The organism is Legionella quateirensis, from assembly GCF_001467955.1.
Classification (GTDB): Bacteria; Pseudomonadota; Gammaproteobacteria; order Legionellales; family Legionellaceae; genus Legionella; species Legionella quateirensis.
Genome location: NZ_LNYR01000012.1, coordinates 258,502 through 278,916, shown reverse-complemented (window position 1 = coordinate 278,916; position 20,415 = coordinate 258,502). Strand labels below are relative to the sequence as shown.

The following is a 20,415-nucleotide window of genomic DNA, read 5'->3' as shown; positions in this document are numbered from 1 at the left end:
TTTAGAGAGAATGGTTCAACTAAAAAATTACAGGGATAGGATATGGAATTTTTTGATATATTCTTGAGTTTAATTGCATTAATTATTCTTGAAGTCGTTTTAGGTATAGATAACCTGGTCATTTTATCGATACTAACTGAAAAATTACCTCAGGAAAAAAGAAAAAAAGCACGAAGATGGGGACTTACCTTTGCCTGGATGACTCGGTTGATATTACTAGCCTCGGCAGTATACATGGTAAAACTGGTAAAACCTTTGTTTTCAATAGGAAGTTTTACATTTTCAGCACGAGATATATTTCTTTGTCTGGGTGGCGCGTTTTTGATTTGGAAGTCAACTGATGAAATTCATCAGGACGTCACAAATGAATCCAGAACAGCATCTGTGCCTAAAAATTCAACTTCAGCGGCTACTTTCAGAGGAGTCATTATCCAAATCGCATTACTGGATGTTATTTTTTCCCTGGATAGCGTATTAACGGCTGTTGGATTAACTACACGTTTCTGGGTAATGGCGCTTGCTATAACCTGTGCCATCATTATCATGATCTATGCTAGTGAACCAGTCAGTGACTTTATCTCGAAACATCCTACTATAAAAATGCTGGCACTAAGTTACTTGATCCTGATTGGTACAGTTCTGGTAGCAGATGGTTTTTCATTCCATATTCCAAGAGGTTATTTATATTTTGCAATGGGATTCTCTTTAGGGGTCGAATCTTTGAATTTACTGAAACGTTCAAGAAATAAACGAAAAAAATGACGAGGAAGTAGTATGTTATTAATCAAAGCTTTTCATATTATTGCACTTGTAGCTTGGTTTGCAGGTTTGTTCTATTTACCCAGACTATTTGTATACCACTCTGTCACTGAGGATAGCATAAGCCTTGATCGATTTAAGATAATGGAACGAAGACTCTATTACGGGATTACCTGGCCTGCGGCTATTCTGACAACGGTGTTTGGTTTGTGGTTGATCTATTTCAATATGGACTACTATCTGAAAGCCGGATGGATGCATGCCAAATTATCATTGGTTCTTCTTTTATGGATTTATCATTTAACCTGCGGTTTTTATCTTAAAACTTTTGCCCAGGACAAAAATATAAAATCATCCCGGTTTTATCGGATATTCAATGAGTTACCGACGTTATTGCTTATTTCTATTGTTATTTTGGTTGTGGTTAAACCCTTTTGATTTCAACTGAGCAGCAACCTCATCCCTGTATTGATGCTCATTAGAATAAACAGGGATAGCAGGGCGTTCCTATCAGGGTGTGTTGACAATTCATTAAATTTTTTCCAACGTCGCGCGACGTCGAAATCGGAATTGTCAACACACCCCAATGATTTAATATTAATCCATTTCAACCATGTCAAAATCTTCTTTCCCGGCCCCACAGTCAGGACAAAACCAGTTTTCAGGGACGTCAGCCCACAATGTACCTGGTTCTATACCATCTTCTGGCCATCCTTCAGCCTCATCATAAATAAATCCGCAGATGACGCATATGTACTTTTTATACTCTTGCATAATGAATACTCGTTAAAAAAATGGGTAATTTATCTACTGTTGCGCATTAAGTAAAGTTAAACCTGGAATCGGTGTTGTTTTTTTTGCTAAACCAATTAAATAATTGTAACATCAGTACATGAAAGTGCTTCTAAAAGAAGCACCAGGAGGGATTTGTCGTCAATTGTTCTCCAACTCTGATGTGGTGCGCTATTCAGGCGCGAACTGGATACCTCAGTCAAGCCGCGGTATGTTGGCGTTTTTTACTCTCATGGCACAATGAGTTAGCAACAGACCTTGGTATTTTGCATTAATTGTATTTATTTTTAATTTAGAAATGTGAGTTTTCTTATGTCTCGATCATCCGATTTATTTGTTCAGGCCCAAACAGTTATTCCAGGTGGTGTTAATTCCCCCGTACGAGCATTCAAAGGAGTAGGTGGAGATCCTCTGTTTTTTAAGCAAGGTATAGGTGCTTATTTAATCGATGAAGATAATAATCACTACATCGATTATGTGGGTTCTTGGGGGCCGCTTATTCTCGGACATTGTCATCCGAAAGTAATTGAAGCCGTAAACCATGTCCTGCATAGTGGAATGAGTTTTGGCGCACCAACAGAACTTGAAATACTATTAGCTAAAAAAATTATATCGCTTGTCCCTTCAATTGAAAAAGTGCGAATGGTTAATTCAGGTACCGAAGCAACAATGACAGCGATCAGACTGGCTCGAGGGTATACCAATAGAAACAAATTTATCAAATTTAATGGGTGCTATCATGGTCATAGTGATAGCTTGCTCGTAAAAGCGGGCTCTGGCCTGCTCACCCTCGGTATCCCATCAACACCGGGAATTCCTGCAAGCATCACTGAACATACGTTAACAGCTGACTTTAATGACCTTGATCAGGTCGCTCAATTGTTTGAAAAATATCCTGATGATATCGCAACAGTTATTTTGGAGCCAGTTGCTGGCAATATGGGATTTATCCTTCCTAAACCGGGTTTTTTAAAAGGCCTGCGCGAGCTTTGTGATAAATATCATGCCGTATTAATTTTTGATGAAGTAATGACCGGATTTAGAGTCGGTTTACATGGAGCTCAAGGTTTATTTGGAATTAAACCGGATATCACCACTTTTGGCAAAGTGATTGGTGGTGGAATGCCTGTTGGCGCATTAGGGGGAAGTTCGGAAATCATGTCTTTTCTGGCTCCTGAAGGCCCTGTCTATCAGGCCGGAACTCTTTCTGGTAATCCGCTGGCTATGGCAGCAGGTTTGGCTACCTTGAATGAAATAGAACAGCCCGGATTTTTTAACCAATTAAATGAAACAACCAGTAACTTGATTTCAGCACTGTCTGATGTTGCCCAATCATTACAAATTCCGATATTCACCGCATCATTAGGTGGAATGTTTGGATTTTGTTTTACTGATAAAAACGAGGTCAGTGATTATGGTGATGTCGCCTCCTCAGATGAGCAATTATTCAAACAATTCTTTCATGGTATGTTGGAAAATGGAGTATATTTTGCACCCTCAATGTATGAGGCTGGTTTTGTTTCCAGTGCGCATGGTGAACAGGAAATACTTAAAACTCAAAATGCGGCAGAGCGAGTATTGAAGAAATTAAAGGGGTAATAGTGTTATTTTAACTTGCTCTAATTTCAATAGATTATTCGTGGACAGTTTAAATTTTAAAATACTAGACAGTCGTTTTTCTCCATGTCATTCTTGGGTATAAATCAGCTGGCTAAGGAAAGCATATCATGTCGATATTGGGTAAACAAAGAGCGCTATGGAATACAATTCCCGAGGGGACTATTGCGCTTTTTTTCATACAAGTAGTTTCGACGCTTAGTTTTAGTGTTCTTTACTCGACATTAGTTTTATACATGAAAGGAAAACTGGGACTTCAAGTTACTACAGCAAACAGCATTATGGGTGTTTTTATTGCATTTAATTTTGCGCTGCATTTACTTGGAGGTTTCTGGGGTGGGCGATTATTGTCAAACAGATCCCTTTTCTGTGTTGGTATGATAGCTCAGGTTGTAGGCTGCATCTTATTATCTATTGGCGGAATTAACTATCTGTATTACGGTCTTGCTGCGTTTTTAACAGGGTCAGGATTGAATGTAACCTGTCTCAATTGCATGCTCACTCAAAGATTTTCACCTAATGACACTCGACGTGAAACCGCATTTTTATGGAATTATGCTGGTATGAATATAGGCTTTTTCATAGGATTCAGCCTAAGTGGTGTATTTCAAATAACCCAAAATTATCAAAGACTCTTCCTGCTTAGTAGTCTTGGAAATTTATTTGCCTTGCTTATTTGTCTTTATTGTTGGAACCAATTGGCGGATAAGGAAACAACCTATTCCAGAAAAGATAAACACTCTCAGAAGAAAGCCACTGCTTTGGGAGTTGGCTTCATTATTGTACTTCCGTTTTTGTTAAGCCAAATGCTGCAATATGCTGATTGGGCTAATAAACTGGTCATTGCTACAGGTATATGTATGTTGGCATTGACATTTTATATTGCCTATCAACAACCTACAAAAGAAGCTAAGGATAAAATACTGGCCTTTGCCATTCTGATGATTGTTGGTGCTATTTTTTGGATGCTGTATCAAATAGGGCCAATGGGTTTAACGGTATTTATAGATCATAATGTGCAAAGAGAATATGGTAACTGGATTATTCCTCCCCAATGGTTCCAAAATATCAACACTGTAGCTATAGTTATTGGCGGTCCTTTATTGGGAGTACTCTTTTCCCGAATGCGTACGAAAGGAGTACAAATCAATATCCCGACGCAATTTGCTCTCGCTTTATTTTGTATTGGGTTGGCTTTTGCAATACTTCCATTGGGAATTGTTTATGCGAGTTCCACAGGGATGGTTAATCCTGGCTGGATAGTTGCCAGCTTTGTTTTGCAAAGCATCGGGGAACTTTTAATCTCTCCAATTGGTTATGCCATGATAGGCTATCTGGCTCCGACATCACTTCAAGGTGTAATGATGGGGATGTGGATGCTGATTACTGGAGTAGGGGCAACCTTGTCTAGCTACAGTTCAAATCTAATGATAGTTGGGCAGAACAGTACATCAGCATTACTTACTAACACAGGATACAGCAGGGTGTTTTTATGTTTGGGTTTATTTGCTATAGGATCCTCATTTATACTATTAATGCTTGTTCCCAAATTAAGGAAGTTAATTCAGGAAAAAAAGCATGAATTTGTGAAAGATACTAATGTTAATGTAACCGAGAGAGTGACTGTATTTGAGTAGTCCATTTGTACCAATTAAAACGGCAGATCTTGAGTGGATCAATGATTTGCCATGTTCTAAACACTTCAATGATGTATATAACTCTGCTGAAAGTGGGATCAAACAAAGTCGTTACGTATTTGTTGATGGGAATAATCTCATCAATAGATGGTCAGAACTTCCCCAGAATATTTATTCATTATTTAATATTGGAGAAACTGGGTTTGGTACAGGTTTAAATTTTCTTCTGACTTTAAAATTGTGGGAAGAATACGCACCAAATTCAGCACATTTGCACTATTTTTCATGTGAAAAACATCCCTTACAATTGACTGATATAGAAGACTGTTTAACTCTTTGGCCTGAACTATCGATACAAACGAATCAATTGCTGGAACAATACCCTGTTCTCACACAAGGATACCACTACTTATCATTTTGTAACGGTCGAGTTAAACTTACTCTGATGTTGGGTGATGCACTGGAGTGTTTTGAGCAATTATTAGTTTGTGGTGATTCTCAACTGGAACCAAAATTACGATCTAAATACATCAATGCGTGGTATCTGGATGGTTTTTCTCCATCCAAAAATGAGGAGATGTGGTCATATTCTCTCTTTTCAATATTAGCCATGTTATCGCAAGAAGATTCTACTTTTGCAACATACACTGCAGCTGGTGTAGTAAAAGCCGCTTTGTCCAAAGCAGGCTTTACAATAGAAAAGAAAAAGGGTTTTGGTCCCAAACGCCACATGCTTACAGGTACCTATAAAAAGTCACAGCCCTATAGAATAAAGCATCGTCAAACACCCTGGCATACAGGTATTCCTTTTAAATCTTCAAATAAATCAGTACACATAGTTGGAGGTGGACTTGCTGGGTGTTTCATTGCCCATTGTTTAGCCAACAGGGGTTGGATGGTAACACTATTCGAGGAAAAAACGACGGTGGGTGCGGCGGCTTCAGCCAATCATCAAGCTGTATTATTTCCCAAATTGTCTGCTTATAAATCACCATTAACTCAGTTAATGCTTTCATCATTTCTTTATGCGAGTAGAGTTTATAATGATCTGATTAAACATCATCCAGAGCTTGGTTGTTTAAGCGGATCGCTATTATTGGCTTATAACCAAAAAGAACAGCACGCCCAACAAAATCTTAAAAATTGGCTGCACTATTATCCCGAACTAGGGGAACTAGTAGATCCAGATAAAGCGTCAGAATTGTCTGGCTTGAATATCAGTCAGTCAGGTCTTTTTATACCTCATTCAGGATGGATTAACTCACCGCGTCTTTGTCAGATTTTAGTTGATAGAAAAGAAATCCTTTTGAACGAAAACACACCGGTTGATTCTTTTCACTTTGATGGTTCAAGCTGGATCGTTAATAATAAATCTGCAGACGCTTTAATTTTATGCACTGGAAACAAGATAAATTCGTTCAGTGAATTAAAAGATCTACCGATTAAGCACATTCGAGGACAAATGTCTTCAATTCGCTCAACACCTGACAGCTCGAAACTTAAAATTCCTCTATGTGGAGAAGGGCATGTTTTACCTGCTATAAATGGGATGCATTATTTTGGTGCCAGTTATAACCTTGGTGATTTCTCTGAACACACTTTTACCGAGGATGATATAAGCAATTTAAATAAACTGGTGAAAATCTCATCGCCAGATTTATGGTCTAAAGAAATTATTGATCATTGGGCAGCGGTCAGGGCTTCTACCCCGGACTATCTTCCTGCGGTAGGTCCTGTTGCAAAAGAAAGTGAATTTATTGAGTTATTTTCAGGTTTAGAATCAAACTCCAAAAGATGGATTGCACAACCTGGCCCTTATATTCCTGGACTATTCGTTTGTGCTGGATTTGGCTCCCGAGGGTTAACTACTATCCCATTATGTTCTGAGTGGTTGTCTTCATTAATCAATAATGAAATCAGTTGCCTGCCAAGAAGTCTTATTCATGCAATAGCACCCAGTCGGTTTTTGCGAAAAAACATAACTCGTGGAATGTATTGATTTTATTAGGAAAAACCTGAAATTCATCCCCCCGATGTGTTGACGATTCAGTGATAAATTATTAAATTGTTAGTGGTATTTATTTAATTAATAACTCAGGCTTAACTTGAACTTTCTTTATCAGCTATAATCAACATTTTCATCATGTGAGCAGATTGTGCATAGTATTGACTTTTTTCAAATTGATGCGTTTACTGATAAAGTATTTCATGGAAATCCAGCAGCTGTATGTTTACTTGATGATTGGCTCAATGACGAGCTGCTTCTGGCAATAGCCGCAGAAAATAATTTATCTGAAACGGCTTTTATCATTGAAGCCCATAATGGATTCCATATACGCTGGTTCACCCCAAATGGAGAAATCTCCCTGTGTGGACATGCAACGCTAGCTGCTGGCTTTGTCTTGTTTGAATTAGAGAGATGTTCAACTGATATCATCACCTTTAATAGTATGAGTGGACAACTTTCTGTATTAAGAAGGAAAGACCGACTTACTCTTGATTTTCCCAGGTTGAATTATGTTAACACCCATTCTTCAGAGAATATTACACAGCTTATCGATCAACCTGTATTAGAAACATACGACAGTGATCTCGATTATTTGATCCTTCTCGCCAATGAGGCACAGGTCATTAACGCTCAAATTGACTTAAAAAAGCTCATTAAACTGCCTAAACGAGGCTTAATAATTACCTCTGCATGTACTGAGGCTGATTTCTATTCTCGTTGCTTTTATCCAAGGCACAGTATTTCGGAAGATCCTGTAACCGGCTCCGCTCACTGTGTTTTAACACCATTCTGGGCAAATAAATTAAATAAATCCAATTTACGTGCGATTCAGGGCTTACACAGAAAAGGGGAGTTATTTTGCGAGTTAATGGATAATCGTGTGTTTATTTCTGGTTATTGCCGATGGTATCTCAAAGGACATTTAGTAATTTAGTAAAATCGATTGAGATGGACTTCTCATTAGAGCATAATAATAACCCTTTAGGTCAAAGGAGTAATATGGAATGACCAGTTCAATGGGAAAAGCGTTCAGACTTGCAGTGGAGGATAATAGACCGCTACAGGTCTTGGGTACCATCAATGCTTATACTGCAATGTTAGCTGAATCAGCTGGATGTAAAGCCATCTATCTTTCGGGTGCTGGCGTAGCTAATGCATCCTTTGGTTTACCCGATCTTGGAATGACTAGTTTATCGCAAGTTCTGGAGGATGCGCGACGTATAACCGATGTATCTCCATTACCCCTTTTAGTTGACGTCGATACTGGATGGGGACATGCCTTTAATATTGCTCAAACAATCAAGTTGATGGAAAAAGCAGGTGTAGCTGCCATTCATATCGAAGATCAGGTATTAGCTAAGCGATGTGGACATAGGCCTAATAAAGCTATTGTCTCAGAAAAGGAAATGGGCGATCGAATTAAAGCCGCGGTTGATGCCCGGAAGAATCCTGATTTTGTCATTATGGCAAGAACTGACGCTTATGCAGTTGAAGGAATGAGTTCAGCGATAGACCGTGCTCAACTGTGTGTTGAACTGGGCGCTGATATGATATTTCCTGAGGCAATGACGACTTTGGATGACTATCGAACATTTACTCAAAGTATTAAAGTACCCGTTCTGGCTAATATTACTGAGTTTGGTAAAACACCATTATTTACCAGAGATGAACTCAATGATGCGGGTGTCTCATTAATTCTCTATCCGCTGAGTGCTTTTAGAGCAATGTCGCAAGCGGCACTAACAACCTATGAAACTATAGTCCAACAAGGCACGCAAAAGTCAGTTCTTGATGCAATGCAAACACGAGAGGAACTGTACACTATTCTTGGATATCACAAATACGAAGAAAAACTGGACCAACTGATGGAGGAAGAAAATGAGTAGTAAGAGTGGAGGTTTAGCCGGTGTTGTTGCTGGACAATCAGCAATTGCTACTGTTGGCCTGGCAGGTAAAGGTTTAAATTACCGAGGTTATTCAATTGACGATTTAGCTGAATATGCAAGCTTTGAAGAGGTTGCTTATTTATTGAATTATGGCCATCTTCCAACACAAAGTGAACTGGATAAGTATACAAAAAAACTGATAAGTCTGAGAGGCTTACCGGAGCAATTAAAAACCGTATTGAAGTTGATTCCCAAAAACACACACCCTATGGATGTGTTAAGAACCGGCTGTTCTTTTTTGGGTAATATTGAACCTGAAGAAAATTTTTCGCAACAATACGAAATTGCAGATAGGCTATTGGCGTTATTCCCTGGAATTATGTGTTATTGGTATGCCTATCATTATGAGAATAGGGAAATTTCCGGTTACAGTGATGAGAATACCGTTGGTGGTCATTTCCTGGCTTTATTGCATAATAGAAAACCCAGCAAAATCGAATCGGATATGATGAATGTGTCACTCATACTCTATGCAGAACATGAATTTAATGCATCAACCTTTGCTGCACGAGTCACAGCAGCTACATTGTCTGATTTTTATTCTGCGATAACCAGCGCGATTGGAACTTTGCGTGGGCCTTTGCATGGTGGTGCTAATGAAGCGGCAATGGAACTGATTGAACAATTCAAGACACCTGATGAAGCCGAAGCAGGGTTAAAGCAGATGCTGGCGAATAAAGCGTTAATCATGGGATTTGGGCATAGGGTCTATACAACAAGTGATCCGCGTTCTGATATCATTAAAAAGTGGTCCTTCAGGTTAGGTGAAGCAAAGGGTGACCTGATGTTGTACCACATTTCTGAACGCATAGAAGAGGTCATGTGGAGTGAAAAGAAATTGTTCCCCAATCTCGATTTCTATAGTGCCTCTGCATATCATTATTGCGGTATACCTACACATTTGTTTACTCCTATTTTTGTGATGTCCCGAATCACAGGTTGGTCTGCACATGTATTCGAACAGAGAGCCAATAATAAATTAATCAGGCCTACTTCAGAATATATTGGACCAGAACAAAGAGCATTCATTGAAATTAAGAACAGAGGTTAATATGAGCAGTTATGTAGAAGATAATGTTAAACCTGATTACGATCAGGTTATCGCGGATATTGCTGATTATGTTTTAAACACTAAAGTAGATAGTGTACTTGCTTATGAGACAGCACGTCTCTGTTTAATGGATACTTTAGGCTGTGGTCTATTGGCGCTAAATTTTTCCGAGTGTACAAAACTCATGGGACCCATAGTCCCTGGAGCCACACTTTCAGGCGGAGCTCGTGTTCCTGGAACCAATTATGAACTGGATCCTGTTCAGGCAGCCTTTAATATTGGAACTATGATTCGTTGGCTGGATTTCAATGATACATGGCTTGCAGCTGAGTGGGGGCATCCATCGGATAATTTGGGTGCTATATTAGCTGTTGCAGATTATTTATGTAGAGAACATTGTGGTAAGGGACGTGCGCCAATTTTAATGCAGGATGTACTCACCGCAATGATTAAAGCTCATGAAATTCAAGGTTGTCTTGCTCTGGAAAATAGCTTTAACCGTGTAGGATTAGACCATGTATTTCTCGTTAAAATTGCCAGTGCAGCTGTTGCAGCGCAACTCTTCGGCGCCGATCGCGATATGATGTTAAGAACTTTGTCGCAGGTTTTTGTTGATGGCCAAAGTTTAAGAACATATCGACATGCGCCCAATGCAGGCTCCAGAAAATCATGGGCCGCAGGAGATGCCACATCACGTGCAGTTCGTCTGGCTTTAATTGCTAAAACAGGTGAAATGGGTTATCCCAGTGCATTAAGTGCTCCTACCTGGGGATTTTATGATGTTTTATTTGATAAAAAACCGTTTAAATTTCAACGCTCTTATGGCAGTTATGTCATGGAAAATGTTCTTTTTAAACTTTCCTATCCGGCAGAGTTTCATGCGCAAACAGCCGTAGAATGTGCTGTTGCATTACATCCTTTAGTGACTCAGCGATACAATGATATTGCACGAATTGAGTTGGTAACACATGAGTCTGCTATACGTATAATCAGTAAACAAGGTGCTTTGCATAATCCCGCTGATAGAGATCATTGCCTGCAGTATATGGTGGCAATTGGTTTACTCTTTGGTGATTTAAAAGCGGAACATTATGAAAATACAGTAGCAACAGATCCAAGGATAGATGCTTTAAGAGCCAAAATGCACGTCACAGAAAATGAGCGTTTTTCTCGTGAATATCATGATCCGGAAAAACGATCTATAGCAAACAGCATCAAACTTGTTTTCAATGACGGTACAGAAAGTGAATTAATCACTGTAGAGTATCCAATTGGTCATAAACGACGACGTGAAGAAGGAATTCCTGTTTTGATATCCAAGTTCAAGAATAACCTGAGTTCACGATTACCAGCTAACCGAGTAGAACAGATCATGAATGCAATGAGTGATACCAATACTCTTGCTGCTATGAAGGTTAGTGATTTTATGGCGTTATGGGTTGTACACTAACTTGCTGAGAGCTCAGGCAATGATTTAATTGCCTGATATAAACTTCAAAAGCCCTTGATTTGTTTTGTGTAACAACAAATCATATTGTTAATCGGGATAAGCCAGGGGCTTGCTGCAATTACTGCTAAGTTCTGTTGTTTACTTCGTCTCATTAGGATGTGTTACCATTTTAACGTTTGATTTATTGAGATCATTTCGTCAACGGCAGCATTAGACGATTTCTTTAATGTTGGCTCACTCGGTGAATAAATGCCGCCTTGAGAGTCTAATGAATCTTATAATCCAGGGTAACAAGGGGGTTTATCAGGCATCTTGGATTTATTTGTTGACTCCAGTTTTCCAATCAAGCCAATAAAGAGGCCTATTATAATTAAAATGGTTCCTATAAGTTGAGATTTATTGGGAAGATTATTCATAATCTGATAAGAAAAATACAATGAGAAAATAGGTATTAAAGTAGAACTTATCGATATTTCATCAATTTTTGCATACTTCAAACCTAGAAATTTGAAGTAGGTATTAAAAGCTACGATTATCCCACCATAAATCAACATCCATCCCCATAAGAATTCTGAGAAAATGTCATCAAAATGTCCCCAGCCGAACATAGCTAGCGCAATATAAAAGAAAAAGACCACACCCAGACCCATGCGGAAAAGATTTAACATTCCTAGTGGAATTATTTTACTTGTATGTAACCCAATTAAACCAGAGAAAGTACTGCTGAACACGGCAAGAAATACGCAAATCTCTCCGGAGTAAGCATGGGATTTCATAAAACTATTTAAAGCACCTTCAGATTGATTGGCAGAAGCTAACACACGTGGTGTAGCCTCTGAAGTAAAACCCCATTTTTGTAATACTGCTATAGTAATAAGGCCAAGGAGGGTAAATACTGAACCAATCAAAACTTTAGGTAGAGGTTTTTCATTTAAAAATAACCATCCAAAAAACAACGTTAAAGGAATTTGGAACGTTGAAATAATAACCACATTGACAACGTCAGTATTCATGATTCCGAGGAAATATAATGTTGGAGTAAGAACGCCGGATGAGAATGCTGACAATGTTATCCAAATCCAATTTCTTCTGGATATTGATTTCATTTTAAATGTTCGGTTCTCCTTAAAATAAAGAAGATACAGTGTAATAAGTGCGATTAAATTGCCAACAAATAGTAAATTACAAAAAGAAATAGGGTTATGACCATTAATCAGGTGTTCATTTCCAATTTGAATTAATTTTGCGGTAACTGGGGTGGCAGCACTCGAAATAACGGCGCTGAGGCTAATGAAAATCATTCCCTTATACTTGTTTTTTATGTTCAAATAATATCCAGACAAGTGCTTGTATTATTAACTAACTATATAGTCAATTTTTTTTATAGGACAGTCAATATTATTTATACTAAAGAAGCAGGATTTATCATGGGATTAGGTGCATATTAAACCGTTATTTTCATTAGTTCCCGATATTCTTCTTTTGATTTCATATTGAGCTCTTCTTTTTAAAAAGCTCAGTTATGGCAATTTCAAATTCATTGATAGGTGTATTCCCCCAAACAGTTACTTATAAAAAACTCAAACAAGAAAATGAACAGTACTTAACTCATCAATTATCCCAACAGATCTCCTGAAACCGGTAATGTGCCTGTATTTTGAAATCCCTAACTAAATTCAGGATATGGAAATTATGGTGTTATCAACAATATTTATACTTTAGATTCTAATTATTCTGCTGATCTGAATTTGGCCTATAATTGTCAAATAAGATCTGTTTTAATCATGTACCACTGTATGGTGTTCAGTGTGCAATTATCCTTCTAGAGGCTGTATATGAAAAGCAAAGTGGAAGATATTTTTTTTTATCGCAGCAAGCAATTTCAAGATCAAACTAAAAATACTTGGGGAATGAGTTTATTTACTGAAAACACCCAAACACCTCAAACCTTTTCAACATTTTGGGACAATATTCATGCTATCCAATCCAATAAGGGGAAAGAAGAATATGCAAACAGCCAATGCAATATATTAAAAAATATAAAAATTAATGATATGAAAATTGAATTTATCCCTAATAAAGGTTTGTATATTTCGGATATAAATGATGAGGATGTTTTTGCTGTACTTGATTACCGAGACAGTTCAAATGGGGAGCTCAGAGGATTAACTCTTAAAAATGTTCTGGAAAACTATTCCAATACCAAGGCAAATGAATCGGTTTACGATGCACTGAATAATCTATTGCATAGTCATCACAACCCGACTTTTAGTGGGGCAGTTAAACCACTTAAGATTGCTGAGCATGTGCAGAATATTGTATTTAAAGCGATTGATAGCGTGCTTAGTTGGGTTGATAAACTGAAACCGGCAAAAGCATACTCGGAAGAGTGGACGAAAAACGAACAACTGATCAATGAGCGATTCCCTAAGTTTCTTACAGAATTAGATAAGGCCAATATGGAACAACTTCAAGAACGTTTACATAGCAATGATTTTCAAGAAGAACCGTTTTCTACTGCGCGAGAAGATGCAATTCGGCAATTATTAAATTACAGAAAAACACTTTTTGTAGAGACAGATACTGTAGGTATAAATTTAAAAGATGAACGTAAAGCCAGTAAATGCCATTTCAGTGAACAAATGATCAATGCATTGGTAACGACAAAACCAGCAACGGGACAAAGTTATAAATCCTATATTGAAACTTGTATAAAGAAAGCAGAGCAACAATTGACTCCAGAAGAAGTCAACGATTGGCCAAAAGGTATTTTCTCTCATCGTTTGAGAGATATTGTCAGTGAAATAAAGGATAAGCCAGCTCAATCTAATGAAATTAGAAATAAACCTGAATAGAATCAATTGATCATTAAAATTAAATCAGTCCAGTGACTAACATTGCTTAATAATACTGGCTCTCATAATCCCGCAAACAATTCGCGGGATGTTGGAAATAAATTATTGAGTTGTCATCATAGTCTATATTTTTCGTTGCAGCCCAGCAGAAGCCAACACTTTTGTTGCGATTTCCTCAATAGAGTACTTCGTGGAATTGATATAGGGAATTCCTTCCTTTTGATACATTGCTTCGACTTCAGTAACCTCCAATCGGCATTGTTCTGAAGACGCATACTTGCTATTGGGTCTACGCTCGGATCGAATCTGTTGTAATCTATGTGTATCAATAGTGAGTCCAAATAACTTATGCTTATAAGGCTTTAATACTTCAGGTAAATGAAAACCGATGAGATCATCCTCTGTGAAGGGATAATTTGCAGCCAATATTCCATATTGCAAGGCCATATACAAACAACTTGGTGTTTTTCCGCATCGTGAAACACCAATCAAAATGATATCGGCTTTATCATAACCTCGAGTTTTAACTCCATCATCATGGGACAAGGCAAAATCAACAGCTTCTATTCTATGTGTGTATGATTTATCGTTGGCTACGCCATGAGTTCTACCTACGGTATAAGATGATTTTTCATTTAGTTCATTTTCTAATGGGCCAATAAAGGTACTGAACAAATCAAATACACAGGCATTAGCATTTTTAAACAATTGACGAATTTCAGGATTTACTAAAGTCATAAATACCAAAGGTTTAATACCTTGTTGTTCAAAGGATTGATTTACACGCTGAATCACATTCTCAGCTTTTTGAAGCGAGTCGATGTAAGGTATGGTTTGTTTTTCAAATTCAATATTTTCAAATTGCGTAATAAGACTGTTTCCTAAAGTCTCTGCAGTTATCCCTGTTCCATCAGAAAGCATAAAAACCTGACGTTTCATATAAATCCTTAAAGTATAAGATAAACTATGAATTTTAAACGAATTATGAAATATAACCAGTAAGTGTACTTATTTGTACCCATCTGCTATCTTAAAATTAGATATACTTAGTATATATAACACTGCGGAAGGGTATCATGGAGCAAGATAGATATTCCATTAATAACAAATTGTATGTATTGGGAATTATTAGTTTGATCCTGGCGTTGGGATTATTTTTCTTCAGTATGTACATCCTGCCATTTTTGATATGGAATCTGTATTATGATGTACCTGATTTGGTTAGTAATATAATCATGTTTTTTGAAAATCGATATGAGTACACTGAACCAGCCAGTAGGGTCATTACCTGGTTGATATTCTTTTTGCCCAGTTTACTTGCTGGCTACATCTCATACTATATTTCCAATTACATTGATGATCAAATATTGGGTCTTGCTAAAAAAGTAAGTCCTGAACTTGAAAAAGAAACTACTATAGAACATCAGAAAGAAGTTAAAGAATCATTAGGATTAGCAGCTAAAATAATTTTATTAATGATATTAATTGTTGCTGTTATATTTTTATTACAAATTATCATTCAAAGCACCGCATAACAATGACAGGAGTATTCATGTTCAATATGAAACGTTGGAAAATAAAACGACTGACCAAAAAGATAAAAGCCATGCAAAACAACCGGGTAAATAATCAACCTGGAGATGAAGTCATTAAAAGAGAAATTCTTTGTTATTATGAGTTGGCCGGATTATTCAAAAAACTGAAAGGTAACAAAAATTTTCCTTATTCTGAAATCATGTTAATTGAATGTTATCGTAAAGCAGCCGATCTGGATGACTCCGCCGCTCATTACCAATTAGCCCAAATCTTTATTGATGAAGCTAAATACAGACAAAATCTAGACAATGAAGGCGTATTTAATAGTCCAGCAAACCTGAAAAGAAGTCAGCAACTCTATGAAGAAGCACATGCACATTTATTGGCGGCTGAAAAATTAGGTCATATTGCTGCAAAAAGACTAAGAGGACTCTGCTTGATTAATGGCTGGGGACTTGATGTAGATAAAGATAAGGGATTTGAGCTGATTGTTGAAAGTATTGAGCAGGAAGGAAGTTGGGATAAAATTCCGCAAATTTTCGCCTCTATGGGATTGAATAAACCTGAGTTTTTTTCTGCAATTATGCAACGAAGAAAACCATCACATTAAATCTGCGCTTTGCTCTGGTAGATTCCGACTATCAAGTCTGCCAGATAATACTAGTGCAACTCTTCAATAAACTTACACCCCCTAAATTTGATTGTTTTTTTGCTTTATAGTACAATATGGCAACATTTTCAATGGAGTTAAATTCCTATGCCCCAGTTATCTAAGCCCGCGTTTAAATTAAACCAAGCCGTTTCTTTGGCGGAGTTCAGATTATTAACTGATTGGATTCATCGAATGAACAATCAAAGAATATATCGCGATGATCTTTCTGATAAAACTTTGGCTGACATGTACAGTACAATAGGTAAGATCAGATTAATTAGATGCCATACTTCATTTCACTCTCTGGCAACTGATTTTACAGGAAAAAATCATCTGATTAACCTTAAAATTGGCGTTAATCCAATTTATAAAAAACCCGATGAACTACTGGGGATATCATCAGCTTGTCAAGCTAATAAGTCTCTCCATTATGGTATGTCAAAAGAGAAATTAAATTTAAGTACTGACTATTATAAAAACTTGAGGTTAATACCTGGTACAGAAGAATTGTCAGAATGGGTTAAAGATGATGAGGCATACACAAATATACTTAACAATCCGACGCCAATACATCGTATCCCTTTATTTACAAAAACTATACCTCTGGATCAATTCATTCCAATAAACAAGTTTAATGAACTGGTGGCATGGATACATCGAATACGTGATCTCACACAGACTCCAGAGGATACTGCACCCGAACGATTGAAGGAAATGTATCAACTTATTGGTAAAATTCGAATAGGAATTCTAATTAACATTTATCAATACAGTACGGGTAATTATATTGATGGTCGTTCACCCAAGGGAAACATGCTCGTTGGCGCTCATAAAGAATATGCAAACCCGCAAACCTTGTTTAACTTGTGGCAACAGAATACTAATGATGTACTGTTCAATATTGTTAACGACTTTTCACTCAAATATTGGGACCTTAAATCAATAATTCAGAATTTACCTGAAGAAACAGAAATCAAATCTTGGGCTTCATATTTTGATTTGACTATTCAAAGAAAGTTATCCATCGATGGAATTATTGTTTCCTATAAAGATGTAAAAGCGGAACTAAATTCTACGATTGCAGATTGTTTGAATAGAATTAAATTATTGGAACACGATAAGCACATAAACCCTAAGGTATTGGAAGAAGCTCGGCGATTAGCAAATACATTATCCATGGCAACCAATGAGTATCTGCAATCCATCACGGATTACACAGAGAACAAGGGTAAACCTCAAAAGATATTTATTGATAAGTGTACTGATGCAATTCACAAAGCAAAACCATTATTGGAAAAAGAATTGGGTTGGGGAGATTATTTAACTAATTTATTAAAAACTCTTGCAAATGCATTGATACATGTCACTAATTTTCTGACGGGATCTAAATGTACTTTATTTACTTATGCAACCACTCCATTAGTGGCTGAGTTCGAAGAAGTTAAAGAGAGTTTAAAGAGTAGTTTAGCTGGAAGTCAATATAATACGAACAAGTAACTTTTCTTACAATTCGGATAAAGAAACGTCATCTCGAACGAAGTGAGAGATCTCCTGCAAACGGCAAGGTGCCTGCATAGGAAGATCCTTCACTACCTTCAGGATGACGAAATTCAACCGTCATCCCGAGTGTAGTGAGGGATCTCCTCAATGAGGCAAGGAACCTGCATCGAGAGATTTACTACGATCGTGATGACGTACCACGAAGAAACGTCATCACGAACTGAGTAATCCCTTCATAATTTTTAAATCCGAAAAGGAATTTATTTAAGTCTTAATGGCCCTATAAATACCCGTCATTGCGAGCAACGCGAAGCAATCTAGAAAGGAGCCTTATTGGACTGTGTTCTGGATTGCTTCACTTTGTTCGCAATGACGAAGGTTTATACTGAATAGTAGAACATTATCGTCGTTAGTATTATGAAGGGATATCTCAGATCACGAACGAAGTGAGTTATCTCCTGCAATCGGCAGGGTGCCGATAGACTTACAGCCAAAACTGTAAATACCAGGAAATTATTGCGTGTCCCCAAAACATGGAAATCAGTCCAGCGACACATAGAAAAGGTCCAAAAGGTATCGTTGTATCTCTTGATTGTTTGCTTACATGCAAATAGATCATACCAATAATTGCTCCGCTAATTGATGAGAGCAAGAGAATTAAGGGTAGATATACCCAGCCGAACCAGGCTCCAAATGCAGCGAACAGCTTAAAATCACCATGTCCCATTCCAACTTTACCGGTAATTAAATAGAACAACTGGATAAACAGCCATAGCCCTACATACGCACCAGCACAACTCAAAACAGCAACAGGAAGAGGTACAAATAAATTCTGGGTGTTGGCAATCAGACCGATCCAGAGAAACCCTAGTGTCAGGCTGTCAGGTAATAGTTGATGATCCAGATCTATAAAGATTAATGAAATTAACGTCCAAATTCCTAATAAAACAAAAAGCAATTGTAAAGTAAATCCAAAATGCCAACTTGCAAATAAGGACAACAGCATCGTTAGCAATTCTATAAAGGGGTAACGCAGCGAGATGGGATGCTTACAGGAAAAACAACGGCCTCTTAATAACAAATAGCTAAGAATAGGGATGTTCTGCCATGCCTTAACCTGAGTTTTACATTCAGGACAAAAAGATCTGGGCAAAAATAAATTAAGATTCGGCTGTTTCTTTTTATCCTTAATATCCAACAACTCACAGCACTGCTCCCTCCATTCTGTTTGTAACATGATTGGCAGGCGGTAAATGATTACATTGAGCAAGCTACCTATGGCCAGTGAAATAATGATGATGATCAGATACATCAAAGCAGGATTATAGTTTAATAATTCGTGTATCATTTAGAGTTCAATTCCTTTTATGTTCTGAATCATTCTTTAGATTAGACGGCGGATCCCAGTTTAAAGATAGGCAGGTACATAGCAACTACTAAACCGCCAACCAGAATACCCAATATTGACATAATTATAGGTTCCAATAAACTACTTAAAGCATCTACTGCATTATCGACATCTTCTTCGTAAAAATCCGCTACTTTTCCGAGCATCTTTTCTAATGCGCCCGATTCCTCACCAATTGCAACCATCTGAATCACCATATTAGGAAAAAGATGGGTATTTTCCATCGCCATATTCATTTGTTGTCCAGTAGAAACTTCTTCGCGAATTTGTTCCGTGGCATTGGCAAATATGATATTACCCGTTGCTCCAGCAACAGATTTTAAGGCTTCAACAAGAGGTAGTCCTGCAGCAAAAGTGATGGATAAAGTTCGTGTAAATCGTGCTATAGCTGCTTTTTCAAGGATAGGTCCGATTACAGGAACTTTTAATAAAATTCTATCCATATTTTGCGCAAAATTAGGCGAATGATTTTTTGCATAGAGTAAAGCATAAATAAGAGCGCCCAAAGTACCAAATACATAATACCAGTAAGCCTGCATAAATTTCGACATTTGAACTACCGCGGCGGTCAATGCAGGCAAATCAGCCCCAAAACCTTTAAACAAGGATTCAAATTGAGGAACAACAAAGATCAATAATCCAGCAGTTACGATTAGGGCAACAACCATAACAGCAATTGGATAGGTGAGCGCTTTTTTAATTTTCTTTTTTATGGTTTCAATTTTTTCTTTGTAAGTTGCAACTTTATCCAACATCACATCCAGAGAACCTGATTTTTCACCAGCATCAACAAGATTACAAAATAATTCATTGAAAAAAGCAGGGTGCTTGACTAAAGCTTCAGATAAAGTAAGACCTGTTTCAACATCATGCTTAATCGTCTCAATCAGATCTTTAAGTCGTTTATTGGATTGTCCCTTTGCAACTATATCAAATGATTGTACCAGAGGAATTCCCGCCTCGATCATAGTAGCTAACTGACGGCTGAATACTGTGATATCTCCTGGTTTAATTTTTTTATTTTTTCTATCAAAAAAAGGTTTTCTTTTCTTTACTACTTTATTGGCGACAATACCTTGCTTTCTTAGGTCTGCTTTAGCAATGGCCAAGCTTCTTGCCTCAATTTCGCCAATCATTTTTTGGCCCGATTTATTAATTCCTTCATAATGAAATGTAAGTACTGGATTAGCTTTTTTATCCATGA

The 20,415-nt window shown here is 37.4% G+C and carries 18 protein-coding genes; 13 read left to right on the top strand and 5 right to left on the bottom strand.

Going from position 1 to position 20,415, the window contains the following annotated elements; genetic code table 11:
* The first annotated feature begins 42 nt into the window (after positions 1-42).
* Both Lqua_RS05850 and hemJ read left to right on the top strand, forming a co-directional pair.
* Positions 43-762 carry a TerC family protein gene (locus tag Lqua_RS05850; protein WP_058473348.1) on the top strand — a complete coding sequence of 240 codons (720 nt, stop codon included), beginning with the start codon at positions 43-45 and terminating at the stop codon, positions 760-762.
* A 12-nt stretch (positions 763-774) separates the two neighbouring features.
* Positions 775-1,197 (top strand): protoporphyrinogen oxidase HemJ, encoded by a 423-nt coding sequence (gene hemJ / locus Lqua_RS05845; RefSeq protein ID WP_058473347.1) that lies wholly within the window; start codon positions 775-777, stop codon positions 1,195-1,197.
* A 159-nt stretch (positions 1,198-1,356) separates the two neighbouring features.
* On the opposite strand, the gene Lqua_RS05840 is transcribed toward hemJ, so the two are convergent.
* Positions 1,357-1,533 (bottom strand): rubredoxin, encoded by a 177-nt coding sequence (locus tag Lqua_RS05840; protein ID WP_058473346.1) that lies wholly within the window; start codon positions 1,531-1,533, stop codon positions 1,357-1,359.
* A gap of 330 nt (positions 1,534-1,863) precedes the next feature.
* On the opposite strand from Lqua_RS05840, the gene hemL reads away from it, so the two are divergent.
* From hemL to Lqua_RS05805, 7 genes are all read left to right on the top strand, one after another.
* Complete coding sequence (gene hemL, locus Lqua_RS05835; RefSeq protein WP_058473345.1) at positions 1,864-3,150, top strand: glutamate-1-semialdehyde 2,1-aminomutase; 1,287 nt, start codon at positions 1,864-1,866, stop codon at positions 3,148-3,150.
* A gap of 128 nt (positions 3,151-3,278) precedes the next feature.
* On the top strand, positions 3,279-4,805 hold the full coding sequence (locus Lqua_RS05830; protein ID WP_058473344.1) for a peptide MFS transporter: 1,527 nt from the start codon (positions 3,279-3,281) through the stop codon (positions 4,803-4,805).
* The gene (mnmC, locus tag Lqua_RS05825; protein WP_058473343.1) at positions 4,798-6,804 is read left to right on the top strand and encodes a bifunctional tRNA (5-methylaminomethyl-2-thiouridine)(34)-methyltransferase MnmC2/FAD-dependent 5-carboxymethylaminomethyl-2-thiouridine(34) oxidoreductase MnmC1; all 2,007 of its coding nucleotides are present in this window, start codon (positions 4,798-4,800) and stop codon (positions 6,802-6,804) included. The genes Lqua_RS05830 and mnmC overlap by 8 nt, the downstream gene beginning before the upstream one ends.
* A 157-nt stretch (positions 6,805-6,961) precedes the next feature.
* On the top strand, positions 6,962-7,747 hold the full coding sequence (locus tag Lqua_RS05820; RefSeq protein WP_058473342.1) for a PhzF family phenazine biosynthesis protein: 786 nt from the start codon (positions 6,962-6,964) through the stop codon (positions 7,745-7,747).
* 70 nt (positions 7,748-7,817) lie between these two features.
* Positions 7,818-8,699 carry a methylisocitrate lyase gene (prpB, locus tag Lqua_RS05815; RefSeq protein WP_058473341.1) on the top strand — a complete coding sequence of 294 codons (882 nt, stop codon included), beginning with the start codon at positions 7,818-7,820 and terminating at the stop codon, positions 8,697-8,699.
* Positions 8,692-9,810 carry a bifunctional 2-methylcitrate synthase/citrate synthase gene (gene prpC, locus Lqua_RS05810; RefSeq protein WP_058473340.1) on the top strand — a complete coding sequence of 373 codons (1,119 nt, stop codon included), beginning with the start codon at positions 8,692-8,694 and terminating at the stop codon, positions 9,808-9,810. Before prpB ends, prpC begins: the two co-directional genes overlap by 8 nt.
* Position 9,811: 1 nt before the next feature.
* Positions 9,812-11,260, top strand: a complete 1,449-nt coding sequence (locus Lqua_RS05805) for a bifunctional 2-methylcitrate dehydratase/aconitate hydratase (protein WP_058473760.1) — start codon at positions 9,812-9,814, stop codon at positions 11,258-11,260.
* Positions 11,261-11,535: 275 nt separating this feature from the next.
* Here Lqua_RS05805 and Lqua_RS05800 read toward each other — a convergent pair whose 3' ends face one another.
* Complete coding sequence (locus tag Lqua_RS05800; RefSeq protein WP_058473339.1) at positions 11,536-12,561, bottom strand: DMT family transporter; 1,026 nt, start codon at positions 12,559-12,561, stop codon at positions 11,536-11,538.
* A gap of 534 nt (positions 12,562-13,095) precedes the next feature.
* Here Lqua_RS05800 and Lqua_RS05795 point away from each other — a divergent pair.
* Entirely contained in the window at positions 13,096-14,115 is a 1,020-nt protein-coding gene (locus tag Lqua_RS05795) for a hypothetical protein (RefSeq protein ID WP_058473338.1), read from the top strand.
* 123 nt (positions 14,116-14,238) lie between these two features.
* Here Lqua_RS05795 and ppsR read toward each other — a convergent pair whose 3' ends face one another.
* Positions 14,239-15,054: a posphoenolpyruvate synthetase regulatory kinase/phosphorylase PpsR gene (gene ppsR / locus Lqua_RS05790; RefSeq protein WP_058473337.1), complete on the bottom strand. Its 816-nt coding sequence runs from the start codon at positions 15,052-15,054 to the stop codon at positions 14,239-14,241.
* A gap of 137 nt (positions 15,055-15,191) precedes the next feature.
* On the opposite strand from ppsR, the gene Lqua_RS05785 reads away from it, so the two are divergent.
* From Lqua_RS05785 to Lqua_RS18885, 3 genes are all read left to right on the top strand, one after another.
* Positions 15,192-15,650 carry a hypothetical protein gene (locus Lqua_RS05785; RefSeq protein WP_058473336.1) on the top strand — a complete coding sequence of 153 codons (459 nt, stop codon included), beginning with the start codon at positions 15,192-15,194 and terminating at the stop codon, positions 15,648-15,650.
* A gap of 17 nt (positions 15,651-15,667) precedes the next feature.
* Entirely contained in the window at positions 15,668-16,261 is a 594-nt protein-coding gene (locus Lqua_RS05780) for an SEL1-like repeat protein (protein ID WP_058473335.1), read from the top strand.
* A gap of 147 nt (positions 16,262-16,408) precedes the next feature.
* Positions 16,409-17,800 carry a hypothetical protein gene (locus tag Lqua_RS18885; RefSeq protein ID WP_058473334.1) on the top strand — a complete coding sequence of 464 codons (1,392 nt, stop codon included), beginning with the start codon at positions 16,409-16,411 and terminating at the stop codon, positions 17,798-17,800.
* 487 nt (positions 17,801-18,287) lie between these two features.
* Here the strand turns inward: Lqua_RS18885 and Lqua_RS05770 are convergent, their stop codons facing one another.
* The gene (locus Lqua_RS05770; protein WP_058473333.1) at positions 18,288-19,151 is read right to left on the bottom strand and encodes a prepilin peptidase; all 864 of its coding nucleotides are present in this window, start codon (positions 19,149-19,151) and stop codon (positions 18,288-18,290) included.
* A 41-nt stretch (positions 19,152-19,192) separates the two neighbouring features.
* A complete protein-coding gene (locus Lqua_RS05765) occupies positions 19,193-20,413 on the bottom strand; it encodes a type II secretion system F family protein (protein ID WP_058473332.1) in 1,221 nt (406 codons plus the stop codon).
* Positions 20,414-20,415 lie beyond the last annotated feature (2 nt).

What these genes read in the sequence shown, in the direction of transcription:
- Lqua_RS05850 (WP_058473348.1), top strand. Translation starts at nt 43, where the DNA reads ATGGAATTTTTTGATATATTCTTGAGTTTAATTGCATTAATTATTCTT.
- hemJ (WP_058473347.1), top strand. Translation starts at nt 775, where the DNA reads ATGTTATTAATCAAAGCTTTTCATATTATTGCACTTGTAGCTTGGTTT.
- Lqua_RS05840 (WP_058473346.1), bottom strand. Translation starts at nt 1,533, where the DNA reads ATGCAAGAGTATAAAAAGTACATATGCGTCATCTGCGGATTTATTTAT.
- hemL (WP_058473345.1), top strand. Translation starts at nt 1,864, where the DNA reads ATGTCTCGATCATCCGATTTATTTGTTCAGGCCCAAACAGTTATTCCA.
- Lqua_RS05830 (WP_058473344.1), top strand. Translation starts at nt 3,279, where the DNA reads ATGTCGATATTGGGTAAACAAAGAGCGCTATGGAATACAATTCCCGAG.
- prpB (WP_058473341.1), top strand. Translation starts at nt 7,818, where the DNA reads ATGACCAGTTCAATGGGAAAAGCGTTCAGACTTGCAGTGGAGGATAAT.
- prpC (WP_058473340.1), top strand. Translation starts at nt 8,692, where the DNA reads ATGAGTAGTAAGAGTGGAGGTTTAGCCGGTGTTGTTGCTGGACAATCA.
- Lqua_RS05805 (WP_058473760.1), top strand. Translation starts at nt 9,812, where the DNA reads ATGAGCAGTTATGTAGAAGATAATGTTAAACCTGATTACGATCAGGTT.
- Lqua_RS05800 (WP_058473339.1), bottom strand. Translation starts at nt 12,561, where the DNA reads ATGATTTTCATTAGCCTCAGCGCCGTTATTTCGAGTGCTGCCACCCCA.
- Lqua_RS05795 (WP_058473338.1), top strand. Translation starts at nt 13,096, where the DNA reads ATGAAAAGCAAAGTGGAAGATATTTTTTTTTATCGCAGCAAGCAATTT.
- ppsR (WP_058473337.1), bottom strand. Translation starts at nt 15,054, where the DNA reads ATGAAACGTCAGGTTTTTATGCTTTCTGATGGAACAGGGATAACTGCA.
- Lqua_RS05785 (WP_058473336.1), top strand. Translation starts at nt 15,192, where the DNA reads ATGGAGCAAGATAGATATTCCATTAATAACAAATTGTATGTATTGGGA.
- Lqua_RS05780 (WP_058473335.1), top strand. Translation starts at nt 15,668, where the DNA reads ATGTTCAATATGAAACGTTGGAAAATAAAACGACTGACCAAAAAGATA.
- Lqua_RS18885 (WP_058473334.1), top strand. Translation starts at nt 16,409, where the DNA reads ATGCCCCAGTTATCTAAGCCCGCGTTTAAATTAAACCAAGCCGTTTCT.
- Lqua_RS05770 (WP_058473333.1), bottom strand. Translation starts at nt 19,151, where the DNA reads ATGATACACGAATTATTAAACTATAATCCTGCTTTGATGTATCTGATC.
- Lqua_RS05765 (WP_058473332.1), bottom strand. Translation starts at nt 20,413, where the DNA reads ATGGATAAAAAAGCTAATCCAGTACTTACATTTCATTATGAAGGAATT.